Genomic DNA, 21670 nt, shown 5'->3' with positions numbered 1-21670 from the left:
GCGATGACCGGGCCCCCGGACGCAGAACGCGCCCCGACGGATCGGGGCGCGTTCTGCGTGACGGGGGTGGGCTCAGCGCTTCCGGCGCTCGCGCACCCGCATGTTGACGTTGATCGGCGTGCCGGAGAAGCCCCAGACCTCGCGGAGACGACGCGTGATGAAGCGTCGGTACTGCGGGTCGAGGAACGCCGACGTGAAGAGCACGAAGGTCGGCGGCTGGCTCGACGCCTGGGTCCCGAACAGGATGCGAGGCTGCTTGCCGCCGCGCACGGGGTGGGGGTGTTCCTGCACGAGCTCGGCGATGAAGGCGTTGACCTTGCCGGTCGGGATGCGGGTGTCCCACGACTCGAGTGCCGTCTCGAGCGCCGGCACGAGCTTCTCGAGGTGGCGGCCGGTACGGGCCGAGATGTTCACGCGCGGGGCCCAGGCGACGTGCGCCAGGTCCTGCTCGATCTCGCGCTCCAGGTACCGGCGTCGCTCGTCGTCGAGCAGGTCCCACTTGTTGTAAGCCAGCACGAGGGCACGGCCGGACTCGAGGACGAGGTCGATGATGCGGAGGTCCTGCACGGACACCGGCTCGGTGACGTCGAGGACGACGACGGCGACCTCGGCCTTCTCGAGCGCGGCCGTGGTGCGGAGCGAGGCGTAGAAGTCGGCGCCCTGCTGCATGTGCACGCGCTTCCGGATGCCGGCGGTGTCGACGAAGCGCCACACCTTGCCGCCGAGCTCGATCTGCTCGTCCACCGGGTCGCGGGTGGTGCCGGCGATGTCGTTCACGACGACCCGCTCTTCACCGGCGGCCTTGTTGAGCAGTGAGCTCTTGCCGACGTTCGGGCGGCCGAGGATGGCGACGCGGCGGGGGCCGCCGACCTCCTGCTTGGCGACGGCCGAGGTGTCGGGCAGCGTCTTGATGATCAGGTCGAGCAGGTCCGCGACGCCACGGCCGTGCAGGGCCGACACCGGGTGCGGCTCGCCGAGCCCCAGGTTCCAGAGTTCGTAGGCGTCGAGTTCACGGCGCTCGTCGTCGGCCTTGTTCGCGACGACGATGACGGGGCGGTCGGTGCCGCGGAGCATCTTGACGACGTGCTCGTCGGTGGCGGTGATCCCGACCGTGACGTCCACGACGAACAGCACGGCGTCGGCGAGGTCGATGGCGACCTCGGCCTGCGCGGCGACGGAGGCGTTGATGCCCTCGGCGCCGGGCTCCCAGCCGCCGGTGTCGACGAGCGTGAAGCGCTTGTCGTTCCAGTCGGCCTTGTAGCTGACACGGTCGCGGGTGACGCCGGGGACGTCCTGCACGACGGCCTCACGACGACCGAGGATGCGGTTCACGAGCGCGGACTTGCCGACGTTGGGGCGGCCGACGATCGCGAGCACCGGGTAGGCGGGCAGGTAGTGGACGCCGTCCTCGCCGACCTGACCGGCCTCGAGCAGGGCGAGGTCTTCGTCCTCGAGGTCGTACTCCTCGAGTCCGGCGCGGAGCGCGGTCGCGCGCTGCTCGGCCTCGGCCTCGTCGAGTCCGGCGAGCCGCTCGCCGAGGGCGTCGTCGTACCGGGGGAAGTCGTCGTTGTCCGGGTTGTCCAGCTGAGCCATCTTGGGTTCCTCGCGAGCGGCCGGGGCCGCGGTGTCGGTGGCCGTTGCCGGCCGGGGCCGGGGGTCCGGCCGTGGGGTGACCAGGCGGCCGAGGCCGTCCGGTCGTGCGTCAGTGCGTGGCCGCGCGGGCCAGGTCGACGACCGCCTGCACGGTCTGGTCGAAGTCGAGGTCGGTGGAGTCGAGCGTCGTGACGCCGTCGGCGGCGTTCATGAAGTCGACGACCTTCGCGTCCGCCGCATCGCGACGAGCGAGTGCTGCGGAGGTCTCGGCGGCCGACTGGGTCGTGACCTCTGCCGAGCGTCGGGCCATTCTAACGGACTCGTCGGCCGTCAGCAGGATCCGGACCTCGGCGTCGGGTGCGACGACCGTGGTGATGTCCCGGCCCTCGGTGATGATGCCCGGGGCGTCGGTCTTCCGCATGACGTTCCGGAAGAGCTGGACCAGGCGCTTCCGGACGTCCGGGAGCTTCGCGATGTGGGCGACCGCGCCGGTGACGTCGGGCGTGCGGATCGCCTCGGTCACGTCGGTCTCCCCCACCCTGACGTAGTAGTCGTCGGGGTCGGTGCCGATGGCGTAGTCGAAGGTGTCCCAGCTCGCCAGGATCGCCGCGGCGTCGTCGAGGTCGACCTGCTGCTGCAGGGCGTGCCACGCGAGTGCGCGGTAGGCGGCGCCGGTGTCCTGGTAGCCGTAGCCCAGGGCGCGGGCAGCTGCGCGGGAGACGCTCGACTTGCCGCTGCCGGCGGGGCCGTCGACCGCGATGACGAACTTCGCGACGTAGGCGCCGTCGGCCAGGCCGGACGGCATCGGGGCGCTGGTCGAACCGGGCTCCCCGCCGGGTTCGCCGAGGCCGCCGGCGGGACCGCCGAGCGGACCGCCGTCGCCGCCGGAGCCGTCACCCGGGCTACCGAGCGGGCCGCCGGCGCCGCCGGTACCAGGCGCGGGCAGGCCCGAGTCGGGCCCGTCGGTCCCACCGGCCGGAGCGCGTCCACTCGTCACGCCGGAGTCGTTCGTGTCGTCGTTCAGGCCCATGCTGCTGCGATCCTCCATCCGCGCCCCTCGAGTTCCTCGACGAGTCGCTGTTCCTGCTCGGGCAGCACCGACACCTCGACGATGCCGATCTGTGCGCCCGGTGAGTGCTCGAGGCGCATGTCCTCGAGGTTGATGCCGATCTCCCCGATGAACGTCAGGAGTGCGGCGATCTGCCCGGGGGTGTCGTCGACCAGGACGACCACCTGGGCGAAGCGCTTGGTGGTGCCGTGCTTGCCCGGCAGCCGTTCGACCCCGCGGTTGCCGTCGGCGATCGTCTCGGCGATGGTGCGCGGCGATCCGGCACCGTCCGGGTCACCGAGCGCGTCGATCACGCGGGACAGGTCGTCGCGCAGGTCGGTGAGCACCGGCCGGATGTGGCCGGCGTTCGCCCCGATGATCTGCACCCAGAGCCCCGGGTCGCTCGCGGCGATCCGGGTGACGTCGCGCACGCCGCCACCGGCCAGGCCGAGCGACCCGTCGGGGGCGTCCCGCAGACGCGAGGCCATGAGCGTCGACACGAGCTGCGGCGCGTGCGAGACGTACGCGACGGCGAGGTCGTGCGACTCGGGGTCCATCGGCACGACGGTCGCGCCGACGTCGAGCGCGAGGTCCTCGACCACCGCGGCACGCTGGTACGTGATGCCGTCGTGGCCGGCGATCACCCAGGGGCGACCGACGAACAGGTCGGCGCGTGCGGCGGTCGGACCGCTGCGCTCGCGTCCGGCCATCGGGTGCGACCCGATGTAGCGGGAGACGTCGGCCCCGGCCGCCACCAGGGCGGCGAGCGGCCCGGACTTCACGCTGGCGACGTCCGTCACCACGGCGTCGGGGTGGGCGGCGAGCTCACATTCGACCACCATCGCGACGACGTCCGGCGGCACCGCGACGACGACGAGCTCCGGCTGGTCGCCGGCAGCCGGTCGACGCCCGGCGCCGTAGTCCACGGCGAGCGCCAGCGTGGCTGGCGAGACGTCGTCGAGGACGACGTCCACACCCTTCTCGCGCAGGGCCAGGCCGATCGAGGCGCCGAGCAGGCCGGCACCGACGACCCGGACCGGGCCGCGCAGACGGCGGTCGATGTCGGTCGGGGTCAGGTCGGTCACCGGGCAAGCCTACCGATCGAGGCTCGGGCATCGGTCGATGCCCGAGCCTCGGGTTCGGTCAGTCCGCCGACTCGTCCTCGTACTCGTCGTCGTCCTGGTCGAGCGCGACGTCGCGGTCGTCACGAGCGGACGGCTTCGCGTCACGGACGGTGCTGAGCAGCTTGCCGACCTCGACCGTGCCGAGCTCGCGCATCTTGCCCGGCGGCAGGCTGCCCAGGTGCAGCGGTCCGAACGACCGGCGGACGAGTTCGAGGACCGGGTGGTCGACCGCCTCGAGCATGCGACGGACGATGCGGTTGCGCCCGGAGTGCAGCGTGATCTCGACGAGCGACTCACCCCGCGAGGACTCGAGCAGTCGTACCTTGTCGGCCTTGATCGGGCCGTCCTCGAGCTCGACGCCCTCGGTCAGGCGCTGCACCACGGCGGGGTTCACGTTGCCGTGGACCTTCGCGATGTAGGTCTTCTGCACGCCGAACGACGGGTGCGCCAGCACGTGTGCCAGGTCGCCGTCGTTCGTCAGGACGAGCAGCCCGGAGGTCTCGGCGTCGAGACGGCCGACGTTGAACAGGCGCTCCTCGTAGCGGTCCACGAACTCGGTCAGGTCGCGGCGACCACGCTCGTCCTGCAGGCTCGAGACGACGCCGGTCGGCTTGTTCAGCACGATGTAGCGCCGTGACGAGTCGATCTGCACGGGCACGCCGTCGACGCTGATCGCGTCCTTCTCGGGGTCGACGCGACGCCCGAGGGCGTCCACGACCTCGCCGTTGACCGTCACACGGCCCTCGACGATCAGGTTCTCCGCGACCCGGCGGGATGCCACGCCGGCAGCGGCGATCACCTTCTGCAGGCGCTCGCCCTCTGCCTGGAGGCCCGGCTCGGCCCCGGCAGGCGCCGTTCCGTCCGCCGCGTCCCAGTCCTCGATGATCGGCCGTTCGGGCGTGCCCTCGGCCGGGTTGCCCCGGTCGTCGCGCTGCCCGCTCGGCTTCGGCGTGGTGCGGTCGCTGTTGCGGACGCTCGTGGTGCCGCCGACGTAGCGGCGGCCGTTGTGCCAGACGCGGCTCTGCTGGCCGTCGGGGCTGCGGCGGTCGTCACGGCCGCGGTCGTCGCGCCGGTCGCCGCGGGGAGCGGAGCCGCCGCGGTCGTCGCGACCCCGGTAGCCACCACGGTCATCGCGCGGCGCCGAAGCACCACGGTCGTCACGGCCCCGGTACCCACCGCGGTCGTCGCGCGGAGCGGAGTTGCCTCGGTAGCCACCACGGTCGCCGCCACCGGATCGGTCATCGCGACCCCGGTAGCCGCCACGGTCGTCGCGCGGAGCCGAAGCCCCACGGTCGTCACGGCCGCGGTACCCACCGCGGTCGTCGCGCGGTGCGGAGCTCCCGCGGTCGTCACGACCCCGGTACCCACCACGGTCGTCACGCGGAGCCGAGCCCCGGTATCCACCACGGTCGTCACGCGGAGCGGAGTTCCCGCGGTCGTCACGACCCCGGTACCCGCCGCGGTCGTCACGCGGAGCGGAGCTCCCCCGGTACCCGCCGCGGTCGTCACGCGGAGCGGAGCTCCCCCGGTACCCGCCGCGGTCGTCACGCGGAGCGGAGCTCCCGCGGTAGCCGCCGCGGTCGCCACCACCGGCACGGTCGTCCCGGCCGCGGTACCCACCACGGTCGTCGCGCGGAGCGGATCCACCACGGTCGTCGCGGCCGCGGTACCCACCACGGTCGTCACGGGAAGCGGAGCTCTCGCGGTACCCACCACGGTCGTCACGGGGAGCGGAGCTCCCGCGGTACCCGCCACGGTCGTCACGCGGAGCCGAAGCCCCGCGGTACCCACCACGGTCGCCGCCGCGGTCGTCGCGCGACGGGTACCCGCCACGACGGTCGTCGTCACGCGGCGGGCGTGCGCCCCCGCGGTCGTCGCGACCGTACCCGCCGGAGCGGCCACCGGCACTGGAACCGGCCCCGCCGCGTCCGCCGGCCGGGCGGCCGGAGCGATCCGGGCCTCCCGAGCGTCCGTTGCGGTCGTCTCGGTCTCGGGGCGCGCCGCGCCCCCGGTCGTCAAACCCTGCCATCGGAGATCCCTTCGTTCTGCTCGAAGCCGTCCGCACCGTCGTCCAGGAGGGGCGAGATGAGCGGCAGCTCGTCGAGCGAGTTGATGCCGAGCTGCTGCAGGAGCAGGTCGGACGTGACGTAGTTGATGGCGCCGGTCTCGGCGTCGGTGAACGACTCCTCGATGAGGCCGCGTGCCACCAGGGTCCGGACGACGCCGTCGACGTTGACGGCGCGGATCGCAGCGATCTGCGAGCGGGTGATCGGCTGCTTGTAGGCGACGACCGCCAGGGTCTCGAGCGCGGCCTGCGACAGCCGCGAGGGGCGCTCGGCCTCGACGAACTGCTCGACCACGGGGTCCAGGTCGGCGCGGACGTAGAAGCGCCAGCCGCCGCCGACCTCGCGCAGTTCGAAGCCGCGGCGGATCGTGCCGTCGACGCCGTCGAAGTCCGCGACCAGGCGTTCGATCGCCTGGCGGACGGCGGGGACGGGCGACCCGACGGCCGCGCCGAGGGCGACGAGTGACTGCGGCTGGTCGGCGATCATCAGGATCGCCTCGAGCTGACGGTCGATGGGGATGGCGGGGTGGGCCTGTGACGCGGCGCGTTCGTGGATCTCGCGTTCGATGGCGCGGGCGTCGGCCATCTCGTCGGCGCCGCCGGGTTCGGCGCTGGACGTGTCGTGCGCGTCATCCGTCATAGTCGGCTCCCAGGTTCGCGAGGCTCTCGTCGGACCAGTCCTCGGCGGTCCACCGCAGTGTCAGCTCCCCGAGCGGCTCGAGCTGCTCGAACGAGATCGACGCGTTCCGGTACAGCTCGAGGATCGCGAGGAAGCGAGCCACCACGATACCCGTCTGGTCGACGCCCGCGACCAGTTCGCGGAACGAGACCCCTGCACCGTCGCGGGTGCGGAGGATCGAGACGACGATCGCGGCCTGCTCTCGGATGCTGATGAGCGGGGCGTGCAGGTGGTCGAGGCCGACCGTCGGGATCTCCCGTGGGGCGAAGGCCAGCGCGGCCAGTGCGGCGAAGTCCTGCACCGACAGGGTCCAGACGAGCTCCGGCGTCCGCGCGCGGAACCGCTCCTCGAGCCGGACGCTGCGGCCGTGCCGGCGCGACTCGACGCCCCAGCGCTCCCCGAACCAGTCGGCGGCCTGCTTGAACGCCCGGTACTGCAGGAGTCGGGCGAACAGCAGGTCCCGGGCCTCGAGCAGGGCCACGTCCTCGGCGTCCACGAGCTCACCCTGGGGCAGCAGCCCGACGATCTTCAGGTCGAGCAGGGTCGCCGCGACGACCAGGAACTCGCTGGCCTCGTCGAGTTCGTCGGCGGACTCGGCCTGCCGGACGTACTGGATGAACTCCCCCGTCACGGCACCGAGCGACACCTCGGTGATGTCGAGCTCGTGCTTCGTGATGAGCGACAGCAGGAGGTCGAACGGTCCGTCGAAGTTGGCGAGCCGGACCCGGAACCCCGCGTCAGGCGACGGCGCCACGCTGGACGAGCTCTCGTGCGAGCTGCCGGTAGGCGTGGGCGGCAGGGTGGTCCGGCGCGGTCTGCGTGATCGGGCGAGCGGACACCGTGGCGTCCGGGAACTTCACGGTGCGGCCGATGACGGTGTCGAGCACGCGGTCGTCGAAGGTGTCGACGACCCGCTCCATGACCTCGCGGGAGTGCAGCGTGCGCGAGTCGTACATGGTCGCCAGGATGCCGTCGAGCTTGAGCGCCGGGTTGAGGCGGTCGCGCACCTTGTCGATCGTCTCGATGAGCAGGGCGACACCGCGCAGCGCGAAGAACTCGCACTCGAGCGGGATGAGGACGCCGTGCGCCGCGGTCAGGGCGTTCACGGTCAGCAGGCCGAGCGACGGCTGGCAGTCGACCAGGATCACGTCGTAGTCGTTCGCGACCTTGCGCAGCACGCTCGCCAGGATCTGCTCACGGGCGACCTCGTTGACCAGGTGCACCTCGGCCGCGGACAGGTCGATGTTCGCCGGGATGACGTCGAGGCCGGGGGTGTTCGTCGGCTGGATGACCTGGTTCGGGTCCTTCACGGCACCCATCAGCAGGTCGTAGACGGTGTGGATGTCGTGCGTCCGGACACCGAGGCCCGCGGACAGCGCACCCTGCGGGTCGAAGTCGACGGCGAGGACCTTGCGGCCGTACTCCGCGAGCGCCGCGCCCAGGTTGATGGCGGTCGTCGTCTTGCCGACGCCGCCCTTCTGGTTGCAGAGCGCGATGATGCGGGCGGGTCCGGTGCTGTCGAGCTCCTCGGGCACGGGGAAGTCCCGGACGGGACGCCCCGTCGGACCGTGGGTGGTCGCGCCGGTGGGGTTGGTCGTCGGGTTCGGGCTCACCCCGTCATCGTACCGGCGACCTCGGGCTGGACCGGGTCGCACCGCCGCGCGGGCGCGCTGCTGGGTGACGGTCTGGCCGCTGCCGCTGCTGCGGCGTTGCTGCTGCTCGTCAGGCAGCGCGCAGGGCGACGCGCATGCTGTCGACCCGCTCGGCGATCACGGGGTCGGTCGACCACCGCTGCTGTAGCCGGCCGACGAGCTCGCCGACCTGCTCGCGGTCGAGCCCCGGGTGCAGCGCCAGGCCCACCGTCAGCTCCGGCCCGGCGAACCGGCCGACCGGGTCGCCCGGAGCGAGTTCGACGCGGGCGACGCTGGGCTCCCCCTCGACCGAGGCGGCGAAGGCGCGGGCCACCTCGGGGTCCTCGAAGCACGGGGTCCACGGCAGGTCCTGCCCGAGCGCCCACACCGCCGGACGACGCAGCACGAACTCGGTGGGCGACTTCGGGTCGAGCACGACGAGCTGGGTGTCCTCGCTCGCCGCGGCCATCGCCACACGGCGGGACTCCACCGGCACCGGGCGCGCATCCGGGTCCCACGCGTGCATGGCGTCGACCGAGGTGAACGCCGGCATCACGCTGCGACCGTCCGGACCAGCGACCGTCACGATCGAGAGTTCCTGGGTCTTGTCGACGAGCTTGCCCTCGTCGGTCTCCCCCACGTCACCGGCCTCGGCGATGAGCGGGATGAGCAGGCGCGCGGTGCGGAGGGACTCGACGATCGTCGCCTGGGACGCACCGCCGGCGAGCGAGCCGATCGCTGCGACCACCGCGGGATCGGCGAGTCCGTCGTCGTCGGCGAACGCGGTGTCGTGGTGGTCGAACGTGCGACCTTCCCACGAGAAGCCCGCCGAGTCCGCCGCCCCACCGGGGGTGTGCGCGTCGTCGGCGTCCGGCCCGGTGCCGCGGCCGTTCGAGATGCCCGCCACGGCGTTACTCCGAGGCGATGTCGAGTGCGGCCGGCAGCGTGAACGCCCCGGAGTACAGCGCCTTGCCGATGATCGCGCCCTCGAGCCCGTACGGCACGAGTTCGCGGAGCGCACGGAGGTCGTCGAGCGTCGAGATCCCGCCCGAGGCCACCACGGGCTGGTCGGTCCGGTCGCACACCTGGCGGAGCAGCTCGACGTTCGGCCCCTGCAGCGTGCCGTCCTTCGTGACGTCGGTCACCACGTAGCGGGCGCACCCGGCGGCTTCCAGCCGGTCGAGCACCTCCCACAGGTCACCGGCGTCCTCGGTCCAGCCGCGGCTCGACAGCGTGGTCCCGCGGACGTCCAGCCCGACGGCGATCTGCTCGCCGTACTCACCGATCACACGCGCGGCCCAGTCGGGGTTCTCGAGCGCCGCGGTGCCGAGGTTCACGCGCGCCGCCCCGGTCGCCAGTGCCGCTTCGAGCGAGGCGTCGTCGCGGATGCCGCCGGACAGCTCGACGGAGACGCCCTCGACCTCGCGGACGGCGTGCGCGATGACCCGGCGGTTGTCGCCACGGCCGAAGGCTGCGTCCAGGTCGACGAGGTGGATCCACTCGGCACCCTGGTCACGCCAGGTCCGGGCAGCGGCGACGGGGTCGCCGTAGCCGGTCTCGCTCCCCGCCTCGCCCTGGGTGAGTCGCACGGCCTGTCCGTCGACGACGTCGACGGCCGGCAGCAGGACGAGGGGCGGGGTGTCGGTGAGGTCGGTCATGGTCCTGTCGGTTTCGTTGCGGTGGAGAAGGGGCTGCGGACGGCCGGGAGGCCCGGTGCGCGTCCGGCACGGCCGTCGGCCGGGTTCAGAGCGAACGCACCCAGTTGGAGAGCAGGCGGATGCCCGGCTCGCCGGACTTCTCGGGGTGGAACTGCGTGGCGGTGAGCGGCCCGTTCTCGACCGCGGCGATGAACTTCTGCCCGTGCTCGGCCCAGGTCAGACGGGGCGCACGGAACGGCCCGTAGGCCTCGAGCGGGAAGTCGGTCACGCCGTAGGAGTGCACGAAGTAGAAACGCTCGTCGTGCAGCCCGTCGAACAGCACGGAGTCCTCCGGGGCCTGCACGGTGTTCCAGCCCATGTGCGGCAGCACCTCGGCCTGGATCTCCTGCACGGTGCCGGGCCACTGGCCGAGCCCTTCGACGTCGGCACCACGCTCGATGCCCCGCGAGAACAGGACCTGCATGCCGACGCAGATGCCGAGCACGGGTCGCCCGCCCGCCAGGCGGTGGTCGACGATCTCGCCGCCTTGCACGCCCTCGAGCTGGTCGATCACGGCGGCGAACGCCCCGACACCGGGGACGAGCAGGCCGTCCGCCTTGAGCGCCGCCTGCTTGTCCGAGGTCAGGGTGACGTCAGCCCCGGCGCGCTCGAGCGCCTTGGCGGCGGAGTGGACGTTGCCCGATCCGTAGTCGAGGACGACGACGTTCGGCTTGGCGGCGGTCACAGGGCGCCCTTCGTGGAGGGGATGCCGTCGACGCGCGGGTCCGGTTCGACCGCCTTGCGCACGGCCCGGGCGAACGCCTTGAACTCGGCTTCGGCGATGTGGTGGGGGTCGCGGCCCTCGAGCACGCGGACGTGGACGGTGATGCCTGCGTTGAACGTGATCGCCTCGAACACGTGGCGGACCATCGAGCCGGTGAAGTGGCCACCGATCCGGTGGAACTCGAAGCCCGCGGGCTCGCCGGAGTGCACGAGGAACGGACGCCCGGAGACGTCGACGACGGCCTGGGCCAGCGCTTCGTCGAGCGGGACCAGGGCGTCGCCGTACCGGCCGATGCCGGAGCGGTCCCCGAGGGCCTGCTTGATCGCCTGCCCGAGCACGATGCCGGTGTCCTCGACCGTGTGGTGCACGTCGATGTCGGTGTCGCCCGTGGAGCGCACCCGCAGGTCGATCAGGGAGTGCTTGCTGAACGCGGTCAGCATGTGGTCGAAGAACGGGACGGAGGTCGAGATCGACGAGGTCCCGGTGCCGTCCAGGTCGAGCTCGAGTTCGACACTCGATTCGCTCGTCGAACGGCTGATCGAGGCGGTGCGGGCGGTCATGCCTCAACCCTAACCGGCGGCTGCTCGGCGGCGACCTGCCGCATGGCGTCGAGGAACGCGGTCGTCTCGGCCTCGGTCCCCGCACTCACCCGCAGGTGGTTCGGGATGCCGAGGTCGCGCACGATGACGTCGCGCTCGAGCAGCGCCTCGAACGCGGCGTGCGGGTCGGCGACACCACCGAACAGGACGAAGTTCGACCAGGTCTCGTAGGTGCGGTACCCCATGGCCTGGAGCTCGGTGACCATGCGGTCGCGCTGCCCCTTGATGTCGTCCACCATCGCCAGCATCTCGGGGGCGTGCCGGAGTGCCGCGATCGCCGCCGCCTGGGTGAGCGCGGACAGGTGGTACGGCAGCCGGACCAGCCGGACCGCGTCGACGACGGCGGAGTGCGCGGCCATGTACCCGACCCGGGCGCCCGCGAACGCGAACGCCTTGCTCATCGTGCGGGAGACCACGAGGCGCTCACGACCGGGCAGCAGCGTGAGGGCGCTCGGGGCGTCGGACGGCATGAACTCGGCGTAGGCCTCGTCCACCATCACGATCCCGTCGGTGGCGTCGTAGGCGGCCGCGATGGTCTCGATCTCGAGCGGGGTGCCCGTCGGGTTGTTCGGCCCGCACAGGAACACGATGTCCGGCTGGTGCTCGCGGATGGCCGCGACGACGGTCTCGGGCGAGATGCGGAACGCGTCGTCCCGCTGGGCCGGGATCCACGTGGTGCCGGTACCCGACGCGAGGATCGAGTGCATGGAGTACGTGGGCGGGAACCCGAGCACCGAGCGACCGGGCCCACCGAACGCCTGGAGGAGCTGCTGCAACACCTCGTTCGACCCGTTGGCCGCCCAGAGCTGTTCGGCGGTCAGGTCGTGCCCGAGGTAGGCCGCGAGGGACTGCCGGAGCTCGGTGAACTCGCGGTCCGGATACCGGTTGACCGTCAGCAGGGCCTGCCGGATCGATTCGACGATGTCGGCAGCGACGTCGTCCGGAACGGGATGCGTGTTCTCGTTGACGTTGAGCTGCACGCGGACGTGCTTCTGCGGAGCGCCGTACGGGCTCTGCCCGCGCAGGTCGTCTCGGATCGGGAGGTCTTCGAGCGTGAATGCCACCGATCCATCGTAGGCCGCAGCCACCGTGCGACGACCAGCCGTCCGGACGGCGCTGCCCGAGTGGCTACTCGCCGTCGGTGTACTTGGTGGGGATGGCGATCTCTTCGCCGGCCTGCAGCGCGGAGCCGTCGAGGGCGTTGAAGCTCACGACGTCCTGCACGAAGTCGCGCGGGTCCGAGTTCGGCGCCGTCTGCTCGGCGAGCTGCCAGAGTGTCTCGCCCGGCTGGATCGTCACGGTCTCGAACTGGGTGCGGGCGCCGCCGGCGGTGGCGTCACCGGCGGAAGCCTGCCCACCGTTCAGCACGCCGAGGGCGACGACGATGAGGAGCGGGAGCGCGGCGAGCGTCGTGAAGACGATGCGGCCGCGACGCGTCAGACGCAGGCGGGTACGCACGGCGGGCGCCGCGGTGCGCTGGATGTCAGCGATGGCGATGGTGCTCATGTCGTTGTTGCCTTCCCGTTCGGTGGAACCGAAGTCGTGTACCGAACATAGTTTCGAATCAGACGACGCACAAGTCCTGGGAGAGGATTTCTGCGGGGTTTTCTTGCGACACGCTCGAACAGGTGTTTGTCCGGCCATGGCTGGTCGGATACTGTTTCGATCGACTGGGACAAGCCTGACGGGGACCACCGACATTCCCGCCGCGGCCGGACCGGCACCGACGAAAGCGAGACGACGTGGTGGACGAACTGCGGGGCCAGAAGCCGCTGACGCCGAAGCAGCAGGCGATCCTCGACGCGATCCGTGCGTCGATCGCCTCACGGGGCTACCCGCCGAGCATGCGCGAGATCGGCGACGCCGCCGGGCTCTCCTCACTCTCCAGCGTCTCCCACCAGCTCGGCCAGCTCGAGCTCGGGGGCTGGATCCGCCGCGACCCGAACCGCCCCCGTGCACTCGAGGTGCTGGTGGACGAGCCGGCGTCCGACGTCGGCGGCCCGGACATCGACGCCACCACGCTCGTGCCGCTCGTCGGCCGGATCGCCGCCGGTGTGCCGATCACCGCCGAGCAGCACGTCGACGAGATCATCCCGCTCCCCCGCCAGCTCGTCGGCACCGGCGAGCTCTTCATGCTCAAGGTCGTCGGTGAGTCGATGATCGACGCCGCGATCTGCGACGGCGACTGGGTCGTCGTCCGGTCGCAGCAGACCGCCGAGAACGGAGACATCGTCGCGGCCATGCTCGACGAGGAGGCGACGGTCAAGGTCTTCCGTCAGCGCGACGGGCACACGTGGCTGCTGCCGCGCAACTCCGCCTTCGAGCCGATCCTCGGCGACGCGGCCTCGGTGCTCGGCAAGGTCGTCGCCGTCCTCCGCTCCCTCTGACCTGCACGACGGAACGCCGCCGGGAGCCGGCGGCGTTCCGTGTGTTCCGGAGCGTCCCGGCAACGTGACGACGTCGGCGGGCCGGTGACGGGCCTCCAGGCCGCGCGGCAGCGCCCGCCGGAGGCGACCCTCAGACGGTCGGGACCGGCGTGACCACGTAGGGCTCGAGCTCGGCGACCTGCCGCTGGAAGACGCGCACCCGCAGGCGCGTGCCGTCCTCGACGTAGTCGACGGACTCGACCGAACCGGTGTCGTGGAGCGACGACACCAGGTCGCCGCGGTCGTACGGCACCACGATCGTCAGGTCGGCGTCGGGCTCCGGCAGGCGGTCCTCGATGACGCCGAGGAGCTCCGGGATGCCCTCGCCCGTGCGCGCCGACACGAACACCGCGTCCGGCACGAGCCCGATGAGCACCAGGCGCTGCGCGTCGTCGATCAGGTCTGCCTTGTTGAAGACGACGATCTCCGGGATGTCACCCGCACCGACGTCGCCGATGACCTCGCGCACGGTGGACAGCTGCGCCCCGGGGTCGGGGTGCGAGCCGTCGACCACGTGCACGATGACGTCGGCGTCGCCGACCTCTTCGAGGGTGGAGCGGAAGGCCTCGACGAGCTGGTGCGGCAGGTTGCGTACGAAGCCGACCGTGTCGACGAACGTGAACTCCCGGCCCTTGGCGCTCTCGGTCCGACGGACCGTGGCGTCCAGCGTCGCGAACAGCTGGTTCTGCACGAGCACACCCGCGCTCGTGAGCCGGTTCAACAGCGACGACTTGCCGGCGTTGGTGTAGCCCGCGATCGCGACGCTCGGCACCTCGTTGCGGTTGCGCTCGGCGCGCTTGGCCTCACGGGCCGGGGTGAACCCGGCGATCTGCCGGCGGAGCTTCGCCATCCGCGTGTGGATCTTGCGGCGGTCGAGCTCCATCTTCGTCTCACCGGGGCCACGAGAGCCCATACCAGCGCCTCCGGAGACCTGGCCACCGGCCTGCCGGGACATCGAGTCACCCCAACCGCGCAGTCGAGGCAGCAGGTACTGCAGCTGAGCGAGTTCGACCTGCGCCTTCCCCTCGCGGGTCTTCGCGTGCTGGCTGAAGATGTCGAGGATCACGGCCGTGCGGTCGATGACCTTCACCTTCACGACGTCCTCGAGCGCACGACGCTGCGAGGGTGCGAGTTCGGTGTCGGCGATGACCGTGTCGGCACCGGTGGCCTTGACGACCATCGCGAGCTCCTGGGCTTTGCCCTTGCCCAGGTAGGTTGCCGGGTCCGGGTTCGGCCGACGCTGGAGGAGCCCGTCGAGCACCACGGCGCCCGCGGTCTCGGCGAGTGCCGCGAGCTCGCGGAGGGAGTTCTCGGCGTCCGAGGCGTCGCCCTGGGGGTACACGCCGATCAGGACGACCTGCTCGAGCCGCAGCTGGCGGTACTCGACCTCGGTGACGTCCTCGAGTTCGGTGGAGAGGCCGGCGACACGGCGCAGCGCCGCACGGTCCTCACGGTCGTACTGGTCGCCGTCGCCGGTCCAGCTGCGGTCGTCGACCGACTGCGTCTGGATGGCCTGGGCGGGTGCGAAGATGGACGATGCTGCGCGGTGGTCTGCGTTGCGCAACACCCTCTCGACGACACCGTCTGCGCTGTCGTCGTTGGTCTGGTGGTTCTGCTGATGGGTATCCGTCATCCTGTGCACAGGCTACCTCCGGAGGCCCTCCGACACACTCGGTTGCCGGTACGGTTCATCCATGGCGAACGACCACTACTTCTCGGCCACTCCGTCGTCGGAGGTCCGCCAGCGCCAGGTGCACGTCACGCTCGCCGGTCAGCCCCTCACCCTGTCGACCGCGGCGGGCGTCTTCAGCCCCGACGGGATCGACCGCGGCACGAAGGTCCTGCTCGGCTCGGTGCCGGCACCCGCTGCCGACGGAGCACTGCTCGACATCGGCTGCGGCTGGGGGCCGATCGCGATCACGATGGCCCTGCAGTCCCCCGACGCCCACGTGTGGGGCGTCGACGTCAACGAGCGGGTGCTCGGGCTCGCGCGCGCCAACGCGGCTGCTGCGGGGGCGTCGAACGTCACGATCGCCCTGCCCGACGACGTGCCGGCTGACCTGCGCTTCCGCACGATCTGGTCGAACCCGCCGATCCGTGTCGGCAAGGACGAGCTGCACCAGATCCTGCTGACGTGGCTGCCCCGGCTCGAGGTCGGGGGCGACGCCTGGCTCGTCGTGTCGAAGGACCTCGGGGGTGACTCGCTGCAGAAGTGGCTCGTCGAGTCGCTCGGCTCGGAGTTCGCGGTCACCCGGGAGTCGACGGCGAAGGGGTTCCGAGTCATCCGGGTGCGCCGCAGCGCGTAGGGCGCCAGCGCCAGCGCGAGCGCGAGCGCGAGCGCGAGCGCGCACATCGTGAGCAGAAATGGTCGGGTCGCCGCTGGGCACCCGACCATTTCTGCTCACGAAGCGCAACGGGGCGCCCCGCTCCCCGCGACCGCGCGCAGCCGCTCCGCGACCACCCCGCGTCAGACCGTCAGGTCGCCCGAGAACACCAGCTCGGCGGGACCGGACAGCGACACGTGCTCGCCGTCCTCGGTCGCCGTCATCCGCACCGTCAGCAGCCCGCCCGGCACCCGCACGCGCCAGGTGTCCGGCGCGCCCGCGCCCACCCAGTAGCGCGTGGCGAGGGCGGCCGCGACTGCCCCGGTGCCGCACGAGAGCGTCTCCCCGCTCCCCCGTTCGTGCACCCGCATCGTGATCTCACCGACGCCGTCCTTGATGAGCGGATCGCCGGGCAGCACGAACTCGACGTTCGCGCCGTGGTCCGGTGCCGGATCGAGCACCGGCAGGAAGGTCAGGTCGAGGTCGGCCAGTTCGTCCTCGGTCTCGACGGCGACGACCACGTGCGGGTTGCCCACGTCGATGCCGATACCGGGCCGCGCCCCGTCGAGGTTCTTGGCCCGCACGAGCACGTCGTCGGAGCCACCGCCCTCGATGCCCAGACCCCAGCGGCCGAGGTCGGCGGCGAACCCGTTCGTGGTGCGCTGGATGTCGACGAGCCCCTTGCGGCTGCCGACGGTGAGCGTCTCGCCAGGAGCGAGCTCGACCAGGCCGGACTCGGTCAGGTACCGGGCGAACACACGGATGCCGTTGCCGCACATCTCCGCGACCGTGCCGTCGGCGTTGTGGTAGTCCATGAACCACGTCGCCTCGGGCTCGACGGCGACGAGCGCACGCCCCTCGGGGATCGCCTCGGACCGCACGGCGCGGATCACGCCGTCGCCGCCCACGCCGAAGCGCCGGTCCGCGATGGCGCGGATCCGCTCGGGGGTCAGGTCGACGGTGGCGTCGGGGTCGGCGAACAGGACGAAGTCGTTGCCGGTCCCCTGGCCCTTGGTGAAGTGCAGCTCGGTCACGGCACGATCCTACGGGCCAGTTCCGACAGGTCGCCGCGGTCCGCCCCCGTGACGTCGAGCGTCTCGGCATCGGCGTACCGGCGGAACCACGACACCTGCCGCCGGGCGTACTTCCGGGTCGCGATGCCGGTCGCCTCGACCGCCTGTTCGCGGGTCGCCGTGCCGGCGAGCACCTCGAGCGCCTGCGAGTACCCGATGGCGCCCCGCGCGGTCTTGCCCTGCTCGAGTCCCTGCTCGCGGAGGGCCGCGACCTCGTCGACGAGTCCGGCCTCGAACATCCGCGCGGCCCGCTCGTGCAGCGCCGACACGAGCTGCTCGCGGTCACGCCGCAGGTGCAGGATCAGGGACGGTCGCCAGGCGCTGGGCGCGGCCGGGAGGCTCGGGGTCACGACCTCGGATCGGCTCGCGATCTCGAGTGCACGGATCAACCGCCGTGGGTTGCGCGCGTCGATCGTCGCGGCGGCCGCCGGGTCGAGGGCGCGGAGTCGCTCGAGCAGGATGCCCGGGCCGAGCTCCTCGTGCTCGCGCTCGAGCTGCGCGCGGAGCGCGGGATCGGTGCCCGGGAACGCGAGGTCGAACAGCACCGCGGAGACGTACAGGCCGCTGCCGCCGACGAGGACGGCCACGCCACCGTCGGCTTGGATCCGGTCGACGTCGGCGCGGGCGGCGACCTGGTAAGCGGCGACACTCGCCTCGTCGGTGACGTCGAGCACGTCGAGCTGGTGGTGCGGGATGCCGTGCCGCTCGGCCGGCGGGAGCTTCGCGGTGCCGATGTCCATGCCCCGGTACAGCTGCATGGCGTCCGCGTTGACGATCTCCGCATGACGGCCAGCGGCACGCAGCCGTGCCGCGATCGCGATGCCGAGGTCGGACTTGCCGGTGCCGGTCGCCCCGACGACTGCGATCAGGTCCGCGGCGTCACCGGATGCGAGCAACGCGTCGCTCGTCGGCGCAGCCCCGGGGAGCTCAGCGCCCGACACGGAGCGTCGGCAGCCCGAGCGAGACCGGACGGGGCCCGTCGCCCGCAGCGGCAGCGGGCGCGGGCACGCCGCAGCTCTCCGCCTGCGCTCGGTCCCAGGCGTCACCGGCCCGGGTGCGACGGATGCGCAGCGGAGCGTCGTCGTCCGCGAGCAGGAAGTGCGGTGCGGCACGGGTGATGTCGACCGTGACCACGTCGCCGGGGCGCGGGACCTCGGACCCGGCGGGAACGGTGAAGTGCACGAGCCGGGAGTCCTCTGCGCGACCGGAGAGCCGGCGGGTGGCGTCGTCCTTGCGGCCCTCACCGGAGGCGACGAGTACCTCGACGCTCCGGCCGACCTGCAGCGCGTTCTCTTCCGCGGTGATGCGTTCCTGCAGGGCGACGAGTCGCTCGTAGCGCTGCTGCACGACCTGCTTCGGCAGCTGGTCGTCCATCGTCGCCGCGGGGGTGCCCGGGCGGATGGAGTACTGGAACGTGAACGCCGAGGCGAATCGTGCCTGCTCGACGACGCGCAGGGTGTCCTCGAAGTCGGCGTCGGTCTCGCCGGGGAACCCGACGATGATGTCGGTGGAGATCGCCGCGTACGGGATCTTCGCGCGGACGCGGTCGAGGATCCCGAGGAACCGCTCGCTGCGGTAGCTCCGGCGCATGGCCTTGAGGACCCGGTCGGAACCCGACTGCAGCGGCATGTGCAGCTGGGGCATCACGTTCGGGGTCTCGGCCATCGCGTCGATGACGTCGTCGGTGAAGGCCGCCGGGTGCGGGCTCGTGAAGCGGACACGCTCGAGCCCCTCGATGGCACCGGCTGCCCGGAGCAGCTTGCCGAACGCCCGTCGGTCCCCGAACTCGACCCCGTAGGAGTTCACGTTCTGCCCGAGCAGCGTGACCTCGATCGCGCCGTCGTCGACGAGCGCCTGGATCTCGGCCAGGACGTCACCGGGACGGCGGTCCTTCTCCTTGCCGCGGAGCGAGGGGACGATGCAGAACGTGCAGGTGTTGTTGCAGCCGACCGAGATGGAGACCCAGCCGCTGTGCGTCGAGTCGCGCTTGGTGGGCAGCGTCGACGGGAAGACGTCGAGTGCCTCGAGGATCTCGATCTGCGCCTCGTCGTTGTGCCGCGCCCGCTCGAGCAGGGTCGGCAGTGACCCCATGTTGTGCGTGCCGAAGACGACGTCGACCCACGGCGCCTTCTCGAGGATGACGTTCTTGTCCTTCTGCGCAAGGCACCCGCCGACGGCGATCTGCATGCCGGGGTGCTCGCGCTTGATCCCCGCGAGCTGCCCGAGGTTGCCGTAGAGACGGTTGTCCGCGTTCTCGCGCACCGCGCAGGTGTTGATGACCACGACGTCTGCCTGCTCGCCGTCCGCGGCGGTGTAGCCCGCGGCCTGCAGCGACCCGCTCAACCGCTCGGAGTCGTGCACGTTCATCTGACACCCGTAGGTGCGGACTTCGTAGGTGCGGGGGCGCGCTGCGACGGTGGCCATGGTCGTTCCAGTGTAGGTCGGAGCGACTACTCGAACCGGACGGTCCCGCGGCCGGGTTGCGGCCGTCTCCCACCGCCGTCGAGCGCACGTGCAACAGCGATCCGGACGACGCCGGAGCTGTAGCCCTTGCGCATCAGGAAGCCGGACAGCCTGCGTTCCGCGGTGGCCCGGTCGAGCCCGCGCATCTGCGGTGCACGCTTGTCGGCGAGCTCCTGCGCACGGATGAACTCGTCGTCCTCGTCATCGGCGGCTTCGTCGAGTGCGGTGTCGATCGCCACCTGGTCGATGCCCCGGCGACGGAGCTCCGTCACGACACCCTGTCGACCGAGGCCCTTGCGGGCGTGCAGTCGATCGACCAGGTCGGTGGCGAGGGCGACGTCGTCGAGGAGCCCGACACGCGTCAACCGTTCGATCTCGTGCTCGACCACGTCGGGGTCGAGGTCCTGCTGCAGCAGCAGGGTTCGCATCTCGGACTCGCTCACGCCCTTGCGGCCGAGCGCGCGCAGGCTGATCCGTTCGGCGTCGGCACGCTGTTCGTCGAGCGGACGCGGTGCGTCGGCCGGGTCGATCTCCGCACCGCCGGCGATGGAGAACACCGACGCGGTGGTCGCGTCAGCGGTCTCGGAGTCGTAGCCGTCTTGCTCGGCACGGCCCGAGCGCCCGCTGCCGTCACCGATGACGGGCGACACCCACGCTGCCGGCCCCCGGGCACCGTGCAGGGGCACCGGCGAATCGGCGTCGAACGATGCGGGGAACGCGTCCGCCCGGCCTTCGTCCGACTCGGGCAGCGTCCAGCCGTCGGTGTCGCGCGGCTCGTCCGGTGAGACCGGAGGCTCGGGGATCGCGGGCGTCAGCGGCGTGGCAGGAGCGCGACGACGCGACCTCGCACCGAACAGGTCGGTGACCGGTGCGAGGCCGTCGTCGTCGTGGTCGGTGCTCACGCGCCCTTGCGCTCCGCGAGCTTCGGCGCGATCGACTCGACCGGGGCGTCTTCGGCCTTGGCGCCGCCGACCCCGAGCTTGGCGAGGATCTTGCCTTCGATGTCGGCAGCGATCTCGGGGTTCTGGATCAGGAAGGAACGCGAGTTCTCCTTGCCCTGCCCGAGCTGGTCGCCGTCGTACGTGTACCAGGCACCCGACTTCTTCACGATGCCGTGGTCGACACCGAAGTCGAGCAGCGAGCCTTCGCGCGAGATGCCGACGCCGTACAGGATGTCGAACTCCGCCTGCTTGAACGGCGGCGCCATCTTGTTCTTGACGACCTTGACACGCGTGCGGTTGCCCACCGCGTCGGTGCCGCTCTTGAGCGTCTCGATGCGACGGATGTCGAGGCGGACGGACGCGTAGAACTTCAGCGCCTTACCGCCCGAGGTGGTCTCCGGAGAACCGAAGAACACGCCGATCTTCTCGCGCAGCTGGTTGATGAAGATCATCGTGGTCTGCGTCTGGTTCAGGCCACCGGCGAGCTTTCGCAGCGCCTGGGACATGAGGCGGGCCTGCAGACCGACGTGCGAGTCACCCATCTCGCCCTCGATCTCGGCACGGGGCACGAGGGCCGCGACGGAGTCGATGACGATCAGGTCGATGGAGCCGGAGCGGACCAGCATGTCCGCGATCTCGAGCGCCTGCTCGGCGGTGTCGGGCTGCGACACGAGGAGGGCGTCGATGTCGACGCCGAGCTTCTTGGCGTACTCGGGGTCGAGCGCGTGCTCGGCGTCGATGAAGGCCGCGATGCCACCGGCGCGCTGGGCGTTGGCGATGGCGTGGATGGTGAGGGTCGTCTTACCCGACGACTCCGGGCCGTAGATCTCGACGATCCGGCCGCGGGGCAGGCCACCGATGCCGAGCGCGACGTCCAGCGCCACCGACCCGGTCTGGATGACGTTGACGGGCGCGCGTTCGTCCGAACCGAGGCGCATGATCGCACCCTTGCCGAACTGCCTGTCGATCTGTGCGAGTGCGGTCTCGAGGGCCTTCTCGCGGTCTGCCGGTGATGGCATGGGGTGCTCCTTCGTGCTCGTGTTCGGCCGCCTGTAGGCTGTCGCGTCCACGCCGGCCGATGGTGCAAGGCCGATGGTTCTGCGACAAGGCTTCGGGCTGTTCCCGATGTCCATCAACCTATGGCGAGCCACCGACATCACTGCCGACGGTCACGCGATCTGTGGATGGAACATCCGGGCGACGCCGCTGTGGAGGAAGCTACCACCGATCGAACACGCGTTCGAGCAACACGCCGAACACAGTTTCGGGTGCGCCGCCCCGCG

Annotated in this window: 21 protein-coding genes; 2 read left to right on the top strand and 19 right to left on the bottom strand. The window is 71.4% G+C overall.

Annotation, left to right across the window (positions count from 1 at the left end; translation table 11 throughout):
* Nucleotides 1–72: 72 nt before the first annotated feature.
* The 13 genes from der to OE229_RS08545 all read right to left on the bottom strand — a co-directional run bounded on the left by der (nucleotide 73) and on the right by OE229_RS08545 (nucleotide 12666).
* Nucleotides 73–1593, bottom strand: coding sequence for a ribosome biogenesis GTPase Der (gene der, locus OE229_RS08605; protein ID WP_071405612.1), 1521 nt, complete (start codon nucleotides 1591–1593; stop codon nucleotides 73–75).
* A gap of 109 nt (nucleotides 1594–1702) precedes the next feature.
* A complete protein-coding gene (gene cmk / locus OE229_RS08600; protein ID WP_262140122.1) occupies nucleotides 1703–2398 on the bottom strand; it encodes a (d)CMP kinase in 696 nt (231 codons plus the stop codon).
* Nucleotides 2399–2613: 215 nt separating this feature from the next.
* Nucleotides 2614–3726 (bottom strand): prephenate dehydrogenase, encoded by a 1113-nt coding sequence (locus OE229_RS08595; protein WP_262137431.1) that lies wholly within the window; start codon nucleotides 3724–3726, stop codon nucleotides 2614–2616.
* A 58-nt stretch (nucleotides 3727–3784) separates the two neighbouring features.
* The gene (locus OE229_RS08590) at nucleotides 3785–4573 is read right to left on the bottom strand and encodes a pseudouridine synthase (RefSeq protein ID WP_228501111.1); all 789 of its coding nucleotides are present in this window, start codon (nucleotides 4571–4573) and stop codon (nucleotides 3785–3787) included.
* A 1207-nt stretch (nucleotides 4574–5780) separates the two neighbouring features.
* Nucleotides 5781–6470, bottom strand: coding sequence for an SMC-Scp complex subunit ScpB (gene scpB, locus OE229_RS08585; protein ID WP_262137430.1), 690 nt, complete (start codon nucleotides 6468–6470; stop codon nucleotides 5781–5783).
* Nucleotides 6460–7263, bottom strand: a complete 804-nt coding sequence (locus OE229_RS08580) for a segregation and condensation protein A (protein ID WP_182066679.1) — start codon at nucleotides 7261–7263, stop codon at nucleotides 6460–6462. The genes scpB and OE229_RS08580 overlap by 11 nt, the downstream gene beginning before the upstream one ends.
* Complete coding sequence (locus OE229_RS08575; RefSeq protein ID WP_017885900.1) at nucleotides 7247–8122, bottom strand: ParA family protein; 876 nt, start codon at nucleotides 8120–8122, stop codon at nucleotides 7247–7249. The genes OE229_RS08580 and OE229_RS08575 overlap by 17 nt, the downstream gene beginning before the upstream one ends.
* 109 nt (nucleotides 8123–8231) lie before the next feature.
* Nucleotides 8232–9047, bottom strand: a complete 816-nt coding sequence (locus OE229_RS08570) for an SseB family protein (RefSeq protein WP_209133365.1) — start codon at nucleotides 9045–9047, stop codon at nucleotides 8232–8234.
* Nucleotides 9048–9051: 4 nt separating this feature from the next.
* Nucleotides 9052–9798: a bifunctional 1-(5-phosphoribosyl)-5-((5-phosphoribosylamino)methylideneamino)imidazole-4-carboxamide isomerase/phosphoribosylanthranilate isomerase PriA gene (gene priA, locus OE229_RS08565; protein WP_017885902.1), complete on the bottom strand. Its 747-nt coding sequence runs from the start codon at nucleotides 9796–9798 to the stop codon at nucleotides 9052–9054.
* Between the two features lie 85 nt (nucleotides 9799–9883).
* Nucleotides 9884–10522 (bottom strand): imidazole glycerol phosphate synthase subunit HisH, encoded by a 639-nt coding sequence (hisH, locus tag OE229_RS08560; RefSeq protein WP_110893151.1) that lies wholly within the window; start codon nucleotides 10520–10522, stop codon nucleotides 9884–9886.
* Nucleotides 10519–11121, bottom strand: a complete 603-nt coding sequence (gene hisB / locus OE229_RS08555; protein ID WP_182066682.1) for an imidazoleglycerol-phosphate dehydratase HisB — start codon at nucleotides 11119–11121, stop codon at nucleotides 10519–10521. The genes hisH and hisB overlap by 4 nt, the downstream gene beginning before the upstream one ends.
* Nucleotides 11118–12224: a histidinol-phosphate transaminase gene (locus OE229_RS08550; protein WP_262137426.1), complete on the bottom strand. Its 1107-nt coding sequence runs from the start codon at nucleotides 12222–12224 to the stop codon at nucleotides 11118–11120. Before OE229_RS08550 ends, hisB begins: the two co-directional genes overlap by 4 nt.
* 64 nt (nucleotides 12225–12288) lie before the next feature.
* Nucleotides 12289–12666, bottom strand: coding sequence for a LysM peptidoglycan-binding domain-containing protein (locus OE229_RS08545; RefSeq protein ID WP_262137424.1), 378 nt, complete (start codon nucleotides 12664–12666; stop codon nucleotides 12289–12291).
* 236 nt (nucleotides 12667–12902) lie between these two features.
* Between OE229_RS08545 and lexA the strand changes: the two genes are divergently transcribed.
* Complete coding sequence (gene lexA, locus OE229_RS08540) at nucleotides 12903–13547, top strand: transcriptional repressor LexA (RefSeq protein ID WP_182066684.1); 645 nt, start codon at nucleotides 12903–12905, stop codon at nucleotides 13545–13547.
* Between the two features lie 130 nt (nucleotides 13548–13677).
* Here the strand turns inward: lexA and hflX are convergent, their stop codons facing one another.
* The gene (hflX, locus tag OE229_RS08535; protein WP_182066685.1) at nucleotides 13678–15219 is read right to left on the bottom strand and encodes a GTPase HflX; all 1542 of its coding nucleotides are present in this window, start codon (nucleotides 15217–15219) and stop codon (nucleotides 13678–13680) included.
* A gap of 61 nt (nucleotides 15220–15280) precedes the next feature.
* Between hflX and OE229_RS08530 the strand changes: the two genes are divergently transcribed.
* A complete protein-coding gene (locus tag OE229_RS08530) occupies nucleotides 15281–15892 on the top strand; it encodes a class I SAM-dependent methyltransferase (RefSeq protein WP_262137423.1) in 612 nt (203 codons plus the stop codon).
* Nucleotides 15893–16053: 161 nt separating this feature from the next.
* Here OE229_RS08530 and dapF read toward each other — a convergent pair whose 3' ends face one another.
* From dapF to recA, 5 genes are read right to left on the bottom strand one after another with little or no spacing between them, the layout of a single operon-like run.
* A complete protein-coding gene (gene dapF, locus OE229_RS08525) occupies nucleotides 16054–16944 on the bottom strand; it encodes a diaminopimelate epimerase (protein ID WP_259581144.1) in 891 nt (296 codons plus the stop codon).
* The gene (gene miaA, locus OE229_RS08520; RefSeq protein ID WP_262140120.1) at nucleotides 16941–17879 is read right to left on the bottom strand and encodes a tRNA (adenosine(37)-N6)-dimethylallyltransferase MiaA; all 939 of its coding nucleotides are present in this window, start codon (nucleotides 17877–17879) and stop codon (nucleotides 16941–16943) included. The genes dapF and miaA overlap by 4 nt, the downstream gene beginning before the upstream one ends.
* Before the next feature lie 31 nt (nucleotides 17880–17910).
* Nucleotides 17911–19407 (bottom strand): tRNA (N6-isopentenyl adenosine(37)-C2)-methylthiotransferase MiaB, encoded by a 1497-nt coding sequence (miaB, locus tag OE229_RS08515; RefSeq protein ID WP_262137422.1) that lies wholly within the window; start codon nucleotides 19405–19407, stop codon nucleotides 17911–17913.
* Between the two features lie 26 nt (nucleotides 19408–19433).
* Nucleotides 19434–20348, bottom strand: a complete 915-nt coding sequence (locus OE229_RS08510; protein ID WP_262137421.1) for a regulatory protein RecX — start codon at nucleotides 20346–20348, stop codon at nucleotides 19434–19436.
* Nucleotides 20345–21406: a recombinase RecA gene (gene recA / locus OE229_RS08505; RefSeq protein WP_027464767.1), complete on the bottom strand. Its 1062-nt coding sequence runs from the start codon at nucleotides 21404–21406 to the stop codon at nucleotides 20345–20347. Before recA ends, OE229_RS08510 begins: the two co-directional genes overlap by 4 nt.
* Nucleotides 21407–21670: the final 264 nt, after the last annotated feature.

It is taken from the genome of Curtobacterium poinsettiae, assembly GCF_025677645.1.
GTDB lineage: Bacteria > Actinomycetota > Actinomycetes > Actinomycetales > Microbacteriaceae > Curtobacterium > Curtobacterium poinsettiae_A.
Note: the sequence above shows the minus strand (reverse complement) of the source record. Positions and strands in the feature narration are given on the sequence as shown.

Bases quoted from the DNA above. Each gene is read 5' to 3' on its own strand.
- der (WP_071405612.1), bottom strand. From the start codon at position 1,593: ATGGCTCAGCTGGACAACCCGGACAACGACGACTTCCCCCGGTACGAC.
- cmk (WP_262140122.1), bottom strand. From the start codon at position 2,398: ATGCCGTCCGGCCTGGCCGACGGCGCCTACGTCGCGAAGTTCGTCATC.
- scpB (WP_262137430.1), bottom strand. From the start codon at position 6,470: ATGACGGATGACGCGCACGACACGTCCAGCGCCGAACCCGGCGGCGCC.
- priA (WP_017885902.1), bottom strand. From the start codon at position 9,798: ATGACCGACCTCACCGACACCCCGCCCCTCGTCCTGCTGCCGGCCGTC.
- hisB (WP_182066682.1), bottom strand. From the start codon at position 11,121: ATGACCGCCCGCACCGCCTCGATCAGCCGTTCGACGAGCGAATCGAGT.
- OE229_RS08545 (WP_262137424.1), bottom strand. From the start codon at position 12,666: ATGAGCACCATCGCCATCGCTGACATCCAGCGCACCGCGGCGCCCGCC.
- hflX (WP_182066685.1), bottom strand. From the start codon at position 15,219: ATGACGGATACCCATCAGCAGAACCACCAGACCAACGACGACAGCGCA.
- OE229_RS08530 (WP_262137423.1), top strand. From the start codon at position 15,281: ATGGCGAACGACCACTACTTCTCGGCCACTCCGTCGTCGGAGGTCCGC.
- miaB (WP_262137422.1), bottom strand. From the start codon at position 19,407: ATGGCCACCGTCGCAGCGCGCCCCCGCACCTACGAAGTCCGCACCTAC.
- recA (WP_027464767.1), bottom strand. From the start codon at position 21,406: ATGCCATCACCGGCAGACCGCGAGAAGGCCCTCGAGACCGCACTCGCA.